This is a genomic window from Neobacillus driksii (genome assembly GCF_013409995.1).
Taxonomy (GTDB): Bacteria; Bacillota; Bacilli; order Bacillales; family Cytobacillaceae; genus Neobacillus; species Neobacillus driksii.
This window is the reverse complement of the sequence record NZ_JACCBX010000001.1, coordinates 248,947-263,618: the sequence shown is the minus strand read 5'-3', so window position 1 is coordinate 263,618 and position 14,672 is coordinate 248,947. Positions and strand designations below refer to the sequence as shown.

The window sequence follows — 14,672 nt, the reverse complement described above, 5'->3', positions numbered from 1 at the left end:
GAGCCTAAGTCAGATTAAAGTTTTTTTCCTTTATCTTGTTATTAATCTGTTCCCTTTTCAACAGGTACCACTCATAATTTCTAGGGTATTGATCAAAGGTGAGTTCCTGATCCAATCCTTCTTCTAAAAGCGCTAAAACTTGTTCTCTACCAACCAAGCTTTCCAGCAATTGCAGCGCTCTTAAATCTTGGAGGGCTTCATTTAAAACCTCAAGCCTTATGGATTCGATTGGACCATCCTCACCGGGATAAACGAGGAAAGCATCTCCTGAAGGGAATGAATAATTGGCATCGGTAATTTTAAATGGATCAATCGGCTTTTTTGAGTATTGTGAATACCAAAAATTGTATCCCCAATGAAGAAAGCCAGAAACGTTGAATTTATACAATTGCATCCCGAGAACCCGGTTTCGAAATGACGGCATATTGAAAAAACGATTTGAAACCTTTTTATATTGGGCACAGCAATAATACGTCCAAAGATTTTCTACACCATTTTCCAAAAAGGCATCGATATGATCATTAGATGGGATCGGAGTTTTGACAAGTCCTTTCTCATAAAAAGCATAGTCTGAAAGTGCGTCAATCACCGGAAAATCTTTTAGGTAGATTTGGAGGATATCACTGGCATTTTGGTACGATTCAATATGATCAAAATGAGGCTCATCTGACACATGGAAAAATACATGATTTTCTAATCCGTTCTGTTTAATGAAATCAATTAAACTAGGAAAAAATTGATGAAGAAAATCACGATACTCCAGGCCGGCAGCATCCGTATTCCAACCGAAAAATTGTTTAGGCTCTTCATTTTCATAGCCCATTATTTTTGGTGCATGCTTTGCTCCCCACTGGGTAAAAAAATGGGAAAACTCAAAATACTTGATTCCTCTATTTCTACATAAATCAAACCATTTTTTTAACTTTTCATATCGGAAATAATAATTTTTACCTGCCTTTTCTACATCAACAAGCTGCACAGTCGGACGTTCTCCACCGGCCTCAGTATCTAAAGGTGGTGTAAATAAAGGTGTTAATATCATATTCATTCCATGTTTTGCAGCTGTTTGAACAAATTGCTCAATTCGTCTCCAATGCTCTTTACTGAAGATTTCTACTTTATAATGTGTTGCCAAACAATCAGTATGAAACCATTCTGTATGAATTAATGTTTGTTTAGGAAGTTCCGACCCAATTACCTCTAATTCAAAAACTTCGTTCCCTAGACATTCGCCATTGGCTTTTTCAAAATTCACTTCAATGGGGTGTCTGCCGGGATTAATGTCGCCTTGAAGATCAACTGTAATCCATATAGCGCGCCACTGACCTGGAAAGGCAGTTAAACCATTTTCGGCCATGATTGGATATAGCGGATCCGGGTATAATCCAGGTAAGGATGTAAGGATGATTTCATCATGGTCATGATAACAAGGTAATTCCGATGGAACCAGCCCTACTGAACGGATAGATATCTTCTCTATCAAGTCGGAGCGCACTACCACCCTAATATCCTTCACTAACATAGTAGATTTATAGGCGATCTGGAAAGAGTACGTTTCATCCAAAAGTGCTGAACTCTTTTTAACCGCCCTGTCTTTTAATTCCTGATTTGCAAAGACCTTGGTTAAAGAACTTATACATCTGGTTATAAATTTTAGTTCCATTAATCATACCCCCACTCTCTCTACTACAAAACAATAACTATAATTTTTGCTTATGCATGAATCGGAAAGCCCTGACTTGTAAATCAGGGCTTCTGTTAGAAAAGCATCATAACAAGCTATAATTGTTTGGGCGGAATCTTCATAATCTGGCTGCCGGATTATATTACGTTTTTTTCAGTACTAACTCTGCAGTAATTGGCAAATGATCAGAAACATTAGTGTTAATAACTTCCCCAGTACGAATTTCAACATCTTCAGAAGTAAAAATATAATCAATACGACTATCTGGTCTATTAGCTGGAAAGGTAAAATCATTATTTTTACCCATTTCGGCAAATACATCTTTATATTGTGCAGTCATCTTTAGTATCTCTGCACTTTCAGGCGTTGCATTGAAGTCTCCTACAATGATACTAGTTCCTTCTTTTTGGTTTGCAATATCATGTATCTCTTTGATCTGTAGATCCCTCTGTTCTGCTCTTTGATCGTCAAGATGTGTGTTGTAAAAATGAACATAATTTCCTTTCACATTAATCACCGTTTCCAAAAGGCCACGCTGCTCTGTGGGGTTCCCTGGATATGTAATATTTGTGAGTAAATGATTTTTAGCAGAAAGGATTGGGTACTTGCTTAAAACGGCGGTTCCGTATTGACGACGCAACTCCCCTTCTTGTAAAGGATCATAGTCAAGATTTGCACCATATGCATAATGCATTCCTAAGTATTTTGATAACCATTTCGCTTGATCTACGAAGCTACTACGCTCGGAAAAATGATTATCTACCTCTTGTAAACCAATGATATCGGCACCCGACGTGTTAATTATTACTGAAATTCTATTCAAAACCAAAATGGCATCTGTTACTGCATGATGAATATTAAAAGTCATAACTTTAATATTAGTTACTTTACCCCTAATGTATCTCTTTTTCACTATTCTCTCTTCCTTATTGGAAATTAGGCTTCTCATCAAAAATAATATTGTCTTACGTCGATAATGGTATATTTCAGAAAAGATTCATATCTATTTTGGTACTAGTCCCTAATATACTCAAACGGCATCCCAAATTCGTCGGACATTATCGAAACTTATTTTTGCTGCCTTCTCACAATCTTCCATTCCTTCGAACTCGATGGAAATATAACCATCATAACCTGAATGTTTAATAACCTTTAAGACCTCAGGTAAATTGATATCCCCATGCCCGGTTATGGCACCTCTTAAATAATTTCCGGAGCTTGATGGAAACCAGCCTTCTCCAAGACCGAGAGATGACGTTCTGCGGTAAAAATCTTTCACATGCACCATTGAGGCATACGAAATATTTTTCTTTACAGCTGAAACTGGATCCTCATCCACACAAAGGAAATTTCCTGCATCTAAGGTAGTTTTAAAATTTTCCTTATCAACTTTGTGAATCAAGCGCTGAACCCGGTCGCTGGCCTGCACATAGTAGCCATGATTCTCAACACTTGTAACAATATCAAACTGGGCAGCATAATCAGCAATTGTACGGCAGGCTTCAGCCATTCTCGGCAGATCCTGTTCAAAATCCCGGATAGATATTTCATCTTGCGACTTCCAGGCAACATCATGCCTCATTAGCTTTACACCGAGACGATGAGCGATTTCAACTTCCATTTTTACTCGCTCAATTTCATTTTCATAATCCGTTAAAAAATTTGCACCAATCGCGTAATTGGAAATCGCGATACCCGCTTCCTCTGCTTTTTGCCGAATAGCATCGGCGAGCGATACATCCTCGACAAGATTAAACCCAATCGGAACAATTTCAACATGCTCCCCGCCCTGGTCGGCAGCCCATTGAATAACATCAAAAATGGTCATTTTTTTCGAATTGATTGCCCCTTGCAAGCTGTACGAACTAAACCCAAGTTTCATTTATTGTTATCCTCCTAATATCGATTCTTCTTATTTCCAACAAGTCAAAATTCCACTGTTGACGAGATAGGTGTTTAATCATCAAACTGCACCAAGCATTTTATACTGTGCTTTTACTAATCCATAGTAAACCCCTTGTTTTGCCATGAGGGTGTCATGATTTCCCTGCTCGAGGATATGGCCATGGTCTAGGACAATAATCTTATCAGCTTCTCTGATTGTTGAAAGCCGGTGAGCGATCATGATCGCTGTTCTTCCTTTTAACAGTGTTTTTAATGCTTGTTGAATTTTCACTTCTGTCTCCGTATCAATACTTGCCGTTGCCTCATCAAGAATGAGAATTTTTGGGTCAGCAAGGAGTGCTCTGGCGAAGGAAAGAAGCTGGCGTTCTCCTACGGATAACACATTCCCGCGCTCTTCCACCTCTGTATGATACCCGTTTGCAAGCTGGGTAATGAAGGAGTCAGCCCCTACCGCTTTTGCTGCTGCCATCACATCTTCATCACTTGCATCTGGGTTACCAAAACGGATGTTTTCCATGATGGTACCTGAAAAAATAAAGGTCTCCTGGAGGACAACGCTAATTTGCGAACGGAGACTTGCGATCGACAGTTCCCGAATGGAATGCCCATCGATTTTGACAACCCCCCTTGTCGCATCATAAAAGCGGCTTACCAAATTCGCAATCGTCGTCTTCCCAGAGCCGGTGTGTCCGACAAGTGCAACGGTCTCTCCCGCTTGGATGGAAAAAGAAACACCGTTTAACGCTTTCCTTGTGGCATCATAGGAAAACTCCACTTCCTCAAACTCGATTTGCCCTTTAATCGAAGAGAGCTCCAATGGTTTGGCAGCCTCCTTCACAATCGGTCTTTCATCTAAAAACTCAAAAATCCGTTCCGAGGACGCCATCCCGATTAACAGCTGGTTATACAGCTGCCCAAGCCTTGAGATCGGCTCCCAGAACATGCCTAAATAAAAGGCAAAGGAAACGAATTCCCCAATGGTACATTCCCCATTCGCAACCAGCACTGCACCATACCAGATTAAAATAACGGTTCCCACCGCATTGGTCATTTCAACAAGCGGGCCAAACATCGCATTTTTCCGAACCGCCAGCTTCCATCTTTGGAGGTTATCATAGTTAAGCGCCTTAAAAAATTGCGTGTTTTCGTTTTCCTGTGTAAAAGTCTGAGTGACACGAATTCCTTGGATACTCTCATTTAAGTGCGAGTTCATCTTTGACTGAATGGAACGTACCTCCTGCCAAGATAGCCGGATTTTTTTCCGCAGGCTTGTGGAGATAAAAAACATAATCGGCAAGATCACCATAATGGCAATCGTTAACTTAGCGTTTAACGAAAACAAAATAAAAATCGTCGCAAACAACAGGAGAAAATCCGTTAATAAATTGATAACCCCGCTCGTAAACAGCTCCTGAAGGGAGTTAATGTCATTCATAATCCGGACTAAGATGGACCCAGCAGAGCGCTGATCAAAAAATCGATGCGATAGGGACTGCACATGGGTAAATAAATGCTTGCGCAAATCATAAATCACATTTTGACCCAGCTGATTCATCCAGCGAATCCTTAAAGCATTAACGACATAGGACACTATATATAACCCGGAAATGATAAAGACAAGCTGGATTAACAGGGTTGTATCTTTTTCAATAATGGCCTTATCAAGGGTATAAACCCCAATCAAAATCGGAATAAGTAACCGGATGGCCGTTGAAATAAGTACCGTAAGAAACGAGAGTGGCAGTAAATTTTTTGCATATGGTTTTACATATTCTAATAAACGCCACATTTGTTGCCAATTAAACGGTTTATCAATGACTTGATCCTGTGAATAATGAAATCGCTCTAAAATTAGCTTTTTCCTCTGATTTTCTTTCATACTTCCACCTACCTTACTGCCTTTTGCATAATCGCCTCGTGATCCTGGTATTGAATGTTATAAATCCTTCGGTACGCTCCATTACCGGCTAAAAGCTCATCATGTGTTCCGCGTTCTATAATACTTCCATTATCTAATACGAGAATTTCATCCGCATGCTGAAGCGAGGAAATTCGATGAGCAATAATAAAGGTTGTTCTCCCCTTCATGACTTCCTGAAGAGCCTTTTGAATTTGAAATTCCGTTTCCATATCTACAGCACTTGTTGCATCGTCTAAAATGAGAATGGCCGGATTTGTACAGATGGCACGGGCAATGGCAATCCGCTGCTTTTGTCCTCCGGAAAGACCCATTCCCCTTTCCCCCAGCATCGTGTTATATCCGCCCGGCAGCTCCATGATAAACTCATGGGCATCGGCCCGTATGGCTGCGTCGATGATTTCTTCCATCGTCGCCTCCGGTCGTCCGTAGGAAATATTGGCTTTGATGGTTGAAGAGAAAAGGAAGGTTTCTTGTAATACAACCCCGATCTGGGAACGAAGTGTTTTAAGACTATATTCCTTAATCAAACGATCATCAATCAGAATATCACCTTCCGTTGGATCGTAAAAGCGCGACAACAGTTGGATTACACTCGTTTTTCCAGAACCAGTAGCGCCAATTAGTCCAATGGTTGAACCGGGAGGCACATCAAAGTTAATTTGCTTTAGTGCAGCTGTTTTCTCGGTTTGATAACGGAATGTTACATCACGAAAGACAACATGCCCTACCACTTTTTCACTTTGTCTTATCGTTTCTTCATCAATAATGGCTTCTTTTGCTTCCAAAACTTCTAGGAGCCGTTCGCCGGAGGCCTTCGCCTGGGAGAACATATTAATGGTGAAACCAAGGTTCATGATGGGCCACAAAATATACCAAATTAAACTGTAAAATGCCACAAGCTCACCTGGTTTTAAGCTGCCATTGATGACTTTGTATCCGCCAAATGCTAGTAGTGCAACGACAGAGATATTTCCAATCAGCTCCATCAGCGGGAAATATTTCGACCAAATCGAAGCAGTAAAAAGCTGTTTTGTCCGATAGTCCTGGTTGGACTTATTAAACCGCTCAATTTCCACCTTTTCTTTCGATAGTGCCTTAACGGTATGGATTCCGCTAATATTTTCTTGAACCTTTGTATTTAAGCGGCCAAATGATTCACGAATCCCGCGAAATGCGGGATGAACGCTTTTATCGAATTTGTACACCACGACACTGATAAACGGAAGGGCAGCAATCGTGACAAAGGTAAGGGAAACAGAATAATAAAACATCACGCATAAACTGGCACCGACTACAATAATAAACCGGAGAACCTCAGAAAACCCGAATGACACGAAAAAGCGAAAGCCTTCAACATCAGCAGTTAAACGTGACATTAAATCCCCGGTCTTCGCATTATCATAATAACTGAATGACTGCCGCTGCAGTTTTTCATACAGGGCGTTACGCAAACTGTACACCGATTTAATGCCGAACATATCGGCTAAATAATGTTGGATAAAGGTCGACAATCCTTTTACGGCCATTACCGAGATGAATCCTAGGGAAATCCACGGCACCCAGTTATACTGCCCACCAAGTACGACTTCATCAATTGTCATCTGCAGGATCACCGGATAAACAACGGTAATGCCCGCCACAATGATCAAGAACAACATTGACCAAATGAAGTCCCGTCTATATGGGAAATAGAACGACCTTAATTTTTTGAAAACAGACATGTCTTCCTCCTTTAGAAAAATGTATCAACCTTTAGATCATATTGTGTTAGTCCCAAAAATATTTCGGAAAATTTATATTTCGTAAATCTAACATTTGGACAATATAAATACTTATATTGATTATAAGACCATAAAAAACGTAAAGAGTAATCCTTACGTTTTTATGGTCTATTGTCAATAAGGGTCTGTCAAATCCTTGTTTCTTCTATTAATATGGCATCCTCAATCAAACGCAATTTCCTGCTGTTTGGCTGCCGATTCATAAATCGCGGTTAGCATCTTCATCATTTCAACACCATCATCAATCCCGCCGATTGGCTGCTCGCCCGTTAGACAGCAGGTAACAAAGTGATTGATTTCATTTTGGAAGCCATCTTGGAAATTAAACCCTGGATGATCGATTTGCGGCGTACTGTTAAGGATCGTATTATTTTCCTCGTGAACAAGCACCAAGGCTGGATCAATTTCCGCTCCGCCTTTATCACCAAAGATGATGGCACTGCTTTGATCTTGTTTCGCATGCAAGGTAAAGCTGACGTCGACCATTATGGAGGCACCATTTTCAAAACGTATTAAGGCATTAGCCAAATCCTCAACATTATTATCTGGAGAGTAGTCCGCCGCTTTATAAAAGGAAAGTGCTTGAATATTGGTGCGATTACCTAGTTTGTGGTATGTATTCGCACTTACAGTCTTCACCTTTGGCCTACCCATTAAGTACCATAATAAATCAAGCACGTGAACGCCGATATCAATTAACGGACCGCCGCCGGAACGAGATTTATCGGAGAACCAGCCGCCGGGATTCCCCAATCTTCTTAAGTTGGAGGCTTTTGCATAATAAATTTCTCCTAATGTTCCTTTATCGATAAACTCTTTTAAAATTGCAATACTTGAAGCATGACGGCGGACATAGCCAATCATAAAATGTTTATCCGTCCGCTCGGTTGCGGCTTTAATCTCCAGCGCTTCTTCGTAGTTGATACATAAAGGTTTTTCACATAATACATGCTTTCCGGCATCTAGCGCTGCAATTGAAATTTCCTTATGTGTATTATTCCACGTAACCACGCTGATGGCATCCAATTCCGGGTTTTTCACCATTTCACTATAATCCGTATAGACATTAGCAATCTTATATTTTTCGGCCTTCTTGGCGGCCCGTTCTTCAACTAAATCGCAAACAGCCATTAATTCTACATTGGGATTGTTTTTGTACGCTTCAAAATGAGCTTCTGATAAGGAGCCTGCTCCAATAACACCAATCTTTAACTTTTTCATTTTTATCAGCCTCTACTTCGTTTTTTTATTCTTCATTATGCGGGGCTTCCCCAACATGGTGGAACGACATATCCTTAATGATCGGTGTTCCGTCACATTCCGTAATTTCAAGGATGACACCTTGTACTTTCACTGCCGGAACTCGAATAATTGCCTTATGGCCAATATTTTTCCCTTCATAAATGGTGACAAGCTGATGGGATTTAGCCGTGATGATGCTGACTTTATATTGTAAGACGTTTTCGCCTTTACTCAAATCTTCCGTGATGATGATATGATCGAGTATTTTAGGATCTTTAGGCTTGTAAATCCACTTTTTATCCTCATTCTTACATTGATGAAAGGTACCGACCGGATGCTCAAAGCGGCGCTGGATTTCCCTGCCCATTTCCAGCAGCAGTTCCGTGTCCTTCTGCGGCAAAACCCCTTCTCTATTTGGACCAATATTCAGCAGCAAATTGACCCCGCGCCCAACAGATTGATAATAAAGCCCCATTAATTCTTCGATACTTTTTATGGTGTGTTCATCATGTTCGCTATAGAACCAATTCGTCCGCATTTGCACGTCTGCCTCTGCCGGCAGCCAGCGCGCTTCCCCTAATTGATTTTTCTGCTCTGTAAGGATGGAAAAATCCATTGCATCGACCACATTCCAGCTTGGCACAGGTGCAATTCCATCTTCATTGCCAACCCAGCGAAAGTCAGGATCCCCCATGTTTAGGAGGATATTGGGCTGTAACCGCCGGATTTCTCCGATAATGCGCGGCCAGTCGTATTCGTGTCCCTCTGAACCGCAGCCATCCAGCCAAAGAATATCAATTTTGCCGTAATTGCTTAACAGCTCGGTGATTTGATTCACAAAATAATCATCGTATGCCTTCGCATCTTTCGTGTAAAAATCGACGGATCCGTCATATGGAGAATAATATAAACCTGATTTGATTCCAAACTTACGGCAGGCATCGGTAAATTCCCTAACGACGTCGCCATTGCCACCTCTCCACTCTGATTGAGCGACAGAAAAACTGGAATAGGCTGTAGGCCAATTAGAAAAACCATCATGATGTTTCGCTGTAAGCACCGCATATTTCATTCCGGCTTCTTTGGCGGTTCTAATCCATTGTTCACAATCTAAATTCGTTGGATTAAATTTGGCAGGTGACATCGGTCTTTCGTCGAAATCAACGTACCCCTCATAAAAGGTTCTTAAGCCAAAATGTAAAAACAGCCCGAATTCCCAGTCTTGATAAGCAAGCTGTCTCTCAGTCGGGTAAATCTTATGTTTCGTTGTCATTGCACTGCCTCCTTTGTTTTAAATAGATTGCACTACCTTCGACTCCATATCAGCCTGAGACAATGATGATATTTGCATATGGACAGGCATCGCCTGTTTTTACCGCACCTTTTGCATGGTTTGTCAGTTCTTTCATTTCATGGTGACTGATTTTCTCAAGAAGAATATGCGGGTAACGCTTCTTTAAATCTTCTAATCTATCAGGGCTAATATCTTCCATCTCGTCTGTAACGATAATTCGATCAATCGATATTTCTTCTGCTAATGGTTCAAGTACCTGTAGAACGGTCGGTTGGTTATTTGCATATCCGAGATTGATTCTTGTAACGTGATTGGGGAGAGGGTACCCTTTATCTGCTATAACGAGATAATCGGTATGACCAAGACTTGCAGCCAAATGTGAAAGTTCCGGATGAAGGATGCCTTTTTTCTTCATATTTTTTGTCCTGCCTTTACCATTATGATGTTTTTCTGGATTCTGCTTGTCCAAAATTCTGTTTATACACTTCTTCCTTCTGTTCTTGAGTAAGGCGGTGCACCAAACTCTGCACAGGCCGTTTTAAATAAAACGTTAAGCCGGTAGGGTGCTGGACCACTGTTACAAGCTCCCACCCTTCCGCACCCAACATTGAAATATTCTCTTCTTCATTTGTAAATAAATACTCCCACTTCATCTAAATAGTGTACACTCCTCTCATTCAAATCCTATGATATAATAAGGTTACCGATAACCCCAGAATAACATCGCCTTATTTTTTTGTCAATTCAAAATCTTCCATAAAAAATAATAGATTTGTAAAAATCTCATTAGAAAGGAACTTCTTCAACAAATAGGTGGCTTTATTTGAAAGGAAATAATAAAACAACGTCCAGATATTATTTCTCTGAACGTTGTTTTATTATTTCAATCATTTCCTCAACTTCATGACAAGGATTTAAAATGTTATAGATTAAAAAGCTCTAGTCTGTGCACTTTGATTCATTTCTCAAAATAGATTAGCAGATTATGCATCAGCTTTAATGCGCCATACCGTAAATCCAGTGCTCATTACTTTGCACTGTCCAATCGCTTGTTCCACCGTAGTATAATCCTTGCTCCACGCAACGAAATAGCTAAATTCGTAAAACCCGCCCAATGTCGCTTTGAAATTAGTCTCCCAGTAGTTACTCATTACCCAGGCATACATTTGGCGTTCTGTCTCTTCGCTTTGCTGAGTATGGAGCAATCGTTTTCCATATTCTAGAGAGCCTAATTGTATTAGAGGCGTATCTGGTGCAGCAATCATGAGGGAACTGTTTTCACCTACAAAAGCCAAACCTTCTTGAACGCAATAATAGTCGAGCAGTGTCCCCGATATTTGATCAATCCAAGGGCGTACAGGAGCTCCAGCCTTATCAAGCCACAACGTTTCATCCTTCTTCTCTCCTGAAGTAAACGGTAGCGAAATATATACATTTTCTGGTTCCCACACGCTATCTTTATGAAAACGGACAGCTACGTCAACTCTGCTGCAAGATGCATGAAGTTTTAATAGCAAAGAGTAATAGCTCATTCCATTTATTTCGAACTGAAGTTCAACTACCCCATATAACGGTCCGCTGGAGAGTGCCTTCGCCTTAACTAACCGTCCGACGGAACGCTGCACGTTCAACCCTTTCCTGTTACGGCCCATCGTGCTGCGAGCAGTGAAGATGCTGCTCGGGTTCTTTGGGTCAACCGCAGGCGTCAATTCATATACAGGCGTGAACGCGCCGTGCTTCCTGTCGTTACGGATCAATTCCTCTCCCGTTTCCTTATTCATCCAAGAGAAAATCCCTTCTTCGTTCCAGCGGATTTTCACGAAAGGAGAGTCAACATCATGCTGTGAAATAATAAATAAATCCTTAGTCTCGCCAGATTGGTTTATATCCTCAATGTCATAAATCGCGTCTGCGCCAATCAGCTTAAAATTGCTTGTTGTTCTGGATTTAGCTGTTTTCGCCGGTCGGATGAAATATCTCTTCAGCTCCCCCGGCTGCAACTTCGCCTCGACAGTAACACTTTGGTAACCAACTTGATACGGAACAACCTGACCGCTTTGTTCCTCGACGACTTTAGATATTTTGTGCCCTCATAAAGCGGATATTAAAGAGTCTTTTACCTCATTGGAAGTTGATGTTCCTGAAGGAAAGTCCATTGTACCTTGCAACATAAAGGCAGGAGACGTTCTTTTCTTCAACGGAAGTGTTATTCACGGCTCTTATCCGAATCAAACAAAAGAGCGCTTTCGCCGAGCCTTTATTTGTCATTATGTTGCCGAATCTACCTCTAGAATCGGAAAAGGATATGGTCCTTTGTACCGATTTGACGGATCGGCAGTAGATATAGAGACTAACAGTAAAGGATTACCGTGCGGCATTGATTGGGAGCACGAATTCGAAATACATTAATTTATTTATTTTGCTAACTTAGCACTTTTAAAAAGAAAGAGTGGCACTGAAAAAGTCTGATTAAGAGGTAAAACTCTCACATAAATGAGAGTTTCTGCCTTTTTTTAATTGATGTATAAATGTAAAGCGGTGGTTCTAGTGTGTAACCTAGCCAATCTCCAGAATGGCTTTTAAATAGTTGACGGGACTTCCTACTTCAATTTCAAAATACCCCTTCTCAAGCTCGTATTTATGTTTGCTGCTAAATACTTGTAATTCTTCCGCTGCTAATTCCAAGGTCACTTCTTTGGTTTCTCCAGCGGCAAGCCATACTTTCTTAAAGCCTTTTAGTTCCTTCACCCTTCTTGTGATACTAGAGCCCTTTCCTTTTACATAAAGCTGAATAACTTCGAAGCCATCGCAATCACCGCTATTCGTAACATCTAAGATTATTTTGAACTTTTCACCTGCTACTAATTTGTCAGATGGGATTGTTTGCTCGGAGTATCGAAGATTGTCATAGTTAAACTCCGAATACGAAAGTCCAAATCCAAACGGAAATAATGCCTTTCCAGACATATCAAGATAGTCCTTTTTAAATCCCCCTTCTTTGTAATTATAAAAAACAGGGAGCTGCATGGAAGACCTTGGGATTGAAACAGGTAATTTTCCACTTGGATTAACATGTCCAAATAGCACCTCTGCAATAGCTTGTCCGCCCATTTGTCCTGGGTACCAAGCACTTAAGATGGCCGGAGCTTGTTCCGCTATCCAGGGAATGGCATGGGGTCGCCCCTGTATCAGGACCACAACGGTGGGTGTTCCGGTTTTGATGATTTCCTGCAGCAATTGCAGTTGATGACCACCCAACTCTAGGTCTGCTACGTCCACATTTTCACCGCAATCCATTTCTTCTTCCCCAGAAGCATGAACGACCGCTCCATTCAGGTCAAATTGGGCGTTGAAATTCCTTGCACTTGAACCCCCTAACACCACAATGGCCACGTCAGAAATGCCGGCAAGTCGAACGGCTTTCTCGATCCCTTCCGAATCAAGGGAACGTATGCCACATCCTTTTTCATAAGCAACTTCTATATCTCCCGCTAAGGTGGTGATCCCCTGAAGAACCGTGGTAACCTTTTTCTCTTTTTGGAACGGTGTATAATCGCCAAGCTGATTATAGATGGCATCAGCATTTGGTCCAATGACAGCAATCTTTTTAATACCCTTATTTAATGGAAGAATTCCATTATTTTTTAACAAAACGATGGATTGCCTGGCTGATTCTAGATTGATTCTATCCGCCGCTTCCTTATTTTGGGGAGGTTGGGCTTCTGCAAAAGGTTGATCAAACAATCCCATTTTGAATTTAAGCGTTAAAACCCTTCTGACTGCATCATTAAGCTTTTCTTCACGAACAAGACCTTCTTTAATCGCCTTTTCTAATGTGAGATACACATGATCCCAAAGACTGATATCTATCCCGCTATCAAGAGCTAAGGCTGCTGCCTTTTCCCGGCTCTGGGTTAAATGGACCAAAAGATCTAGAGCGCAGCCATCTGCCATAACTGCCCCTTTAAACCCTAACTCTTCGCGTAGAATTTGATTGAGAAGATAGCCATTGGCATGGCACGGGATTCCGTCAATTTCATTATAGGCTGCCATACAGGCCAGGGCTCCTGATTTAATAGCCGAAATCATCGGCGGCAGGTGAATCTCCCTAAGTTCTCTTTCACCTATCGAAGCGGGGGCAGCATTATGGCCCCCCATTCCATTTCCTTGGGCGGCAAAATGTTTGAGGACAGCAATCATTTTACTGTAGGGGATTGTGTCACTTTCTTCTCCTTGCAGCCCTTTTACTACAGCTTCGGTAAACCGGGCAGCAAGATACGGATCTTCACCAAAGCATTCTTCCGATCTTCCCCATCTTGGATCGCGGAGAATATCCAGTGTCGATACGAGTGCCAGATGTGCGCCTTTTGCCCGTACTTGTTCGGCAACGGCTGACATCAGTTCTTCATGTAAGTCCGGGTTCCATGTTGCTCCCACTCCTAAATTAACGGGGGTAAGCAGGCTGTCCAGACCTTGATGACCGTGGGAGCACTCCTCTGATAACAGGACGGGAATTCCTAATCTGGTATGGTCCCTGATATATTGTTGAATCATATTAGCGACTATGAAACTATCGCTCTCGGGAATACCGTTTTCATAGGTAATTCCTGACCATGGGTCTGAACGAAACAGGCCATAAAGAACGCCGATTCCATCTCCGAAACGAACATGCTCCTTAAATATTTCCGTCAATTCATACCCTGCTTCCGTTTTTCGAAAAGCCTCCCAACCATACATTTTTTGGTTCACCTGGCCCACTTTTTCCTTTAAGGTCATTTTTTCCAGTAATATTTCCACCTTGTCCGCTATTGTTCCTATTTCGTTAATTGAATGATCCATTTTCCA

12 protein-coding genes are annotated in these 14,672 nt (G+C 41.3%); 1 reads left to right on the top strand and 11 read right to left on the bottom strand.

Annotation, left to right across the window (positions count from 1 at the left end):
• Nucleotides 1–4 precede the first annotated feature (4 nt).
• The 10 genes from F4694_RS01155 to F4694_RS01110 form a co-directional block, all read right to left on the bottom strand.
• The gene (locus F4694_RS01155; RefSeq protein ID WP_179595066.1) at nt 5–1,663 is read right to left on the bottom strand and encodes a DUF4091 domain-containing protein; all 1,659 of its coding nucleotides are present in this window, start codon (nt 1,661–1,663) and stop codon (nt 5–7) included.
• A gap of 163 nt (nt 1,664–1,826) precedes the next feature.
• Nucleotides 1,827–2,597 (bottom strand): endonuclease/exonuclease/phosphatase family protein, encoded by a 771-nt coding sequence (locus tag F4694_RS01150; RefSeq protein ID WP_179595065.1) that lies wholly within the window; start codon nt 2,595–2,597, stop codon nt 1,827–1,829.
• A 117-nt stretch (nt 2,598–2,714) separates the two neighbouring features.
• Nucleotides 2,715–3,566 carry a sugar phosphate isomerase/epimerase family protein gene (locus tag F4694_RS01145; protein WP_179595064.1) on the bottom strand — a complete coding sequence of 284 codons (852 nt, stop codon included), beginning with the start codon at nt 3,564–3,566 and terminating at the stop codon, nt 2,715–2,717.
• Between the two features lie 81 nt (nt 3,567–3,647).
• Nucleotides 3,648–5,468, bottom strand: coding sequence for an ABC transporter ATP-binding protein (locus F4694_RS01140; protein WP_179595063.1), 1,821 nt, complete (start codon nt 5,466–5,468; stop codon nt 3,648–3,650).
• 8 nt (nt 5,469–5,476) lie between these two features.
• A complete protein-coding gene (locus F4694_RS01135) occupies nt 5,477–7,231 on the bottom strand; it encodes an ABC transporter ATP-binding protein (RefSeq protein WP_179595062.1) in 1,755 nt (584 codons plus the stop codon).
• A 222-nt stretch (nt 7,232–7,453) separates the two neighbouring features.
• Nucleotides 7,454–8,512, bottom strand: a complete 1,059-nt coding sequence (locus tag F4694_RS01130; RefSeq protein ID WP_179595061.1) for a Gfo/Idh/MocA family protein — start codon at nt 8,510–8,512, stop codon at nt 7,454–7,456.
• Between the two features lie 25 nt (nt 8,513–8,537).
• On the bottom strand, nt 8,538–9,806 hold the full coding sequence (locus tag F4694_RS01125; protein WP_179595060.1) for an alpha-L-fucosidase: 1,269 nt from the start codon (nt 9,804–9,806) through the stop codon (nt 8,538–8,540).
• Nucleotides 9,807–9,855: 49 nt separating this feature from the next.
• Nucleotides 9,856–10,242, bottom strand: a complete 387-nt coding sequence (gene rbsD, locus F4694_RS01120) for a D-ribose pyranase (RefSeq protein WP_179595059.1) — start codon at nt 10,240–10,242, stop codon at nt 9,856–9,858.
• Between the two features lie 22 nt (nt 10,243–10,264).
• Complete coding sequence (locus F4694_RS01115; RefSeq protein WP_179595058.1) at nt 10,265–10,480, bottom strand: hypothetical protein; 216 nt, start codon at nt 10,478–10,480, stop codon at nt 10,265–10,267.
• Between the two features lie 330 nt (nt 10,481–10,810).
• Complete coding sequence (locus F4694_RS01110; RefSeq protein WP_218895476.1) at nt 10,811–11,479, bottom strand: hypothetical protein; 669 nt, start codon at nt 11,477–11,479, stop codon at nt 10,811–10,813.
• Nucleotides 11,480–11,951: 472 nt separating this feature from the next.
• On the opposite strand from F4694_RS01110, the gene F4694_RS01105 reads away from it, so the two are divergent.
• A complete protein-coding gene (locus tag F4694_RS01105) occupies nt 11,952–12,236 on the top strand; it encodes a phytanoyl-CoA dioxygenase family protein (RefSeq protein ID WP_179595056.1) in 285 nt (94 codons plus the stop codon).
• 147 nt (nt 12,237–12,383) lie between these two features.
• On the opposite strand, the gene F4694_RS01100 is transcribed toward F4694_RS01105, so the two are convergent.
• Nucleotides 12,384–14,666 (bottom strand): glycoside hydrolase family 3 N-terminal domain-containing protein, encoded by a 2,283-nt coding sequence (locus F4694_RS01100; protein WP_179595055.1) that lies wholly within the window; start codon nt 14,664–14,666, stop codon nt 12,384–12,386.
• Between the last annotated feature and the right edge of the window lie 6 nt (nt 14,667–14,672).

What these genes read in the sequence shown, in the direction of transcription:
- F4694_RS01130 (WP_179595061.1), bottom strand. Translation starts at nt 8,512, where the DNA reads ATGAAAAAGTTAAAGATTGGTGTTATTGGAGCAGGCTCCTTATCAGAA.
- F4694_RS01115 (WP_179595058.1), bottom strand. Translation starts at nt 10,480, where the DNA reads ATGAAGTGGGAGTATTTATTTACAAATGAAGAAGAGAATATTTCAATG.
- F4694_RS01135 (WP_179595062.1), bottom strand. Translation starts at nt 7,231, where the DNA reads ATGTCTGTTTTCAAAAAATTAAGGTCGTTCTATTTCCCATATAGACGG.
- F4694_RS01140 (WP_179595063.1), bottom strand. Translation starts at nt 5,468, where the DNA reads ATGAAAGAAAATCAGAGGAAAAAGCTAATTTTAGAGCGATTTCATTAT.
- F4694_RS01125 (WP_179595060.1), bottom strand. Translation starts at nt 9,806, where the DNA reads ATGACAACGAAACATAAGATTTACCCGACTGAGAGACAGCTTGCTTAT.
- F4694_RS01100 (WP_179595055.1), bottom strand. Translation starts at nt 14,666, where the DNA reads ATGGATCATTCAATTAACGAAATAGGAACAATAGCGGACAAGGTGGAA.
- rbsD (WP_179595059.1), bottom strand. Translation starts at nt 10,242, where the DNA reads ATGAAGAAAAAAGGCATCCTTCATCCGGAACTTTCACATTTGGCTGCA.
- F4694_RS01145 (WP_179595064.1), bottom strand. Translation starts at nt 3,566, where the DNA reads ATGAAACTTGGGTTTAGTTCGTACAGCTTGCAAGGGGCAATCAATTCG.
- F4694_RS01110 (WP_218895476.1), bottom strand. Translation starts at nt 11,479, where the DNA reads ATGGGCCGTAACAGGAAAGGGTTGAACGTGCAGCGTTCCGTCGGACGG.
- F4694_RS01155 (WP_179595066.1), bottom strand. Translation starts at nt 1,663, where the DNA reads ATGGAACTAAAATTTATAACCAGATGTATAAGTTCTTTAACCAAGGTC.